We start from the raw sequence: 1,263 nt of genomic DNA, 5'->3' as shown, positions 1-1,263 counted from the left end.
AAGCGCTACCCGGACGCCGCCACACCCGCGCGCGGCGGGCCGGACGCACCCGGCGCGAGCGGCGAGGCGTCCCAGGAAGCTCCGCAGGCAGGCGGGGCGGGCGGCCAGCAGAGCAGCGCCGGATCGCCCGGCGCGCCGCCCGGGTGAGCCGGCCCGTCGGGATCGATCCGGACGCCTTCCTGACGACCGACGACGGTCGCGTCTGCACGCCCGAACGGAAGGCCGAGCGGCGCGAGATCCTGTGCGGCCTGCAGGGCGCCGGCACGTCGACCGGGATCGCCCGGCAGAGGCCGCAGGCCGGCCGCGTCTAGGCCGATGCCGCGCGGCCCGTCAGGCGACTCCGCGCACCGATCCCCGCCATCGCGCGATCCTGCGGTGTCGCCGCGGAGGCCGTCCGGATTTGCCCGGATCGTCGACGGCCGGTCGCGGCTGCCGTCATCCGCCGTAGCTCTGGACCAGCGAGCCGGCGACCAGGGTCCAGCCGTCGACCAGCACGAAGAAGATCAGCTTGAACGGCAGGGCGACCGTCGCCGGTGGGACCATCATCATGCCGACGGCCATCAGGACCGACGCGACCACGAGGTCGATGATCAGGAACGGGATGAACAGCAGGAAGCCGATCTCGAAGGCACGGCGCAGTTCCGAGATCATGAAGGCCGGGGTCACGATTTCCAGGCCGACATCCTCCGGGCCCTTCGGGGCCGGCACTTTGGCGAGGTCGAGGAACAGCTTCAGGTCCTTCTCGCGCACATTGCGCAGCATGAAGGTCTTGAACGGCGCCGAGGCGCGCTCGAACGCCTGCGCCTGCGTGATCCGGCCGGCGACCAGCGGCTCGATGCCGGCGCTGTAGGCCGCGCGGCCCGTGGGGGCCATCACGAAGGCGGTCAGGAACAGCGCTAGGCTGACCAGCACCGCGGTCGGTGGCGCCGTCTGGGTGCCCAGCGCCGACCGCAGGATCGACAGCACCACGACAATGCGGGTGAAGGCCGTGGCCATGACCAGCACCGACGGGGCCACCGCCAGGACGGTGATCAGCGCCACGAGCTGCAGGGCGCGCTCGGTGGTGCCGCCGGCGCCCAGATCGAGGGTGACGCTCTGCGCGAGGGCGGGGCCGGCGGCGAGCAGACCGCCGGCCAGTCCGGCCAGGGCGAGCAGCCGCAGGCGCGGCTTCGGGACAAGGGCCGCCGGGCGAGGCGGCACGGGACGATTCTGGGTCACGGATTGTCGCAGCTGGGTGTGGCCGGACGCACCCCGGCCCGGCGC

The 1,263-nt window shown here is 73.3% G+C and carries 1 protein-coding gene and 1 pseudogene; one reads left to right on the top strand and one right to left on the bottom strand.

The features are described 5' to 3' along the window. Positions 1 to 311 (top strand): annotated as a pseudogene (locus I53_RS34530) (hypothetical protein); the annotation flags it as partial. Positions 312 to 435: 124 nt separating this feature from the next. Here I53_RS34530 and fliP read toward each other — a convergent pair. Further along, positions 436 to 1,161, bottom strand: a complete 726-nt coding sequence (gene fliP, locus I53_RS10450; RefSeq protein ID WP_085987644.1) for a flagellar type III secretion system pore protein FliP — start codon at positions 1,159 to 1,161, stop codon at positions 436 to 438. Between the last annotated feature and the right edge of the window lie 102 nt (positions 1,162 to 1,263).

The organism is Methylobacterium sp. B1, assembly GCF_000333255.1.
In the GTDB taxonomy this organism is placed as follows: domain Bacteria; phylum Pseudomonadota; class Alphaproteobacteria; order Rhizobiales; family Beijerinckiaceae; genus Methylobacterium; species Methylobacterium fujisawaense.
Note: the sequence above shows the minus strand (reverse complement) of the source record. Positions and strands in the feature narration are given on the sequence as shown.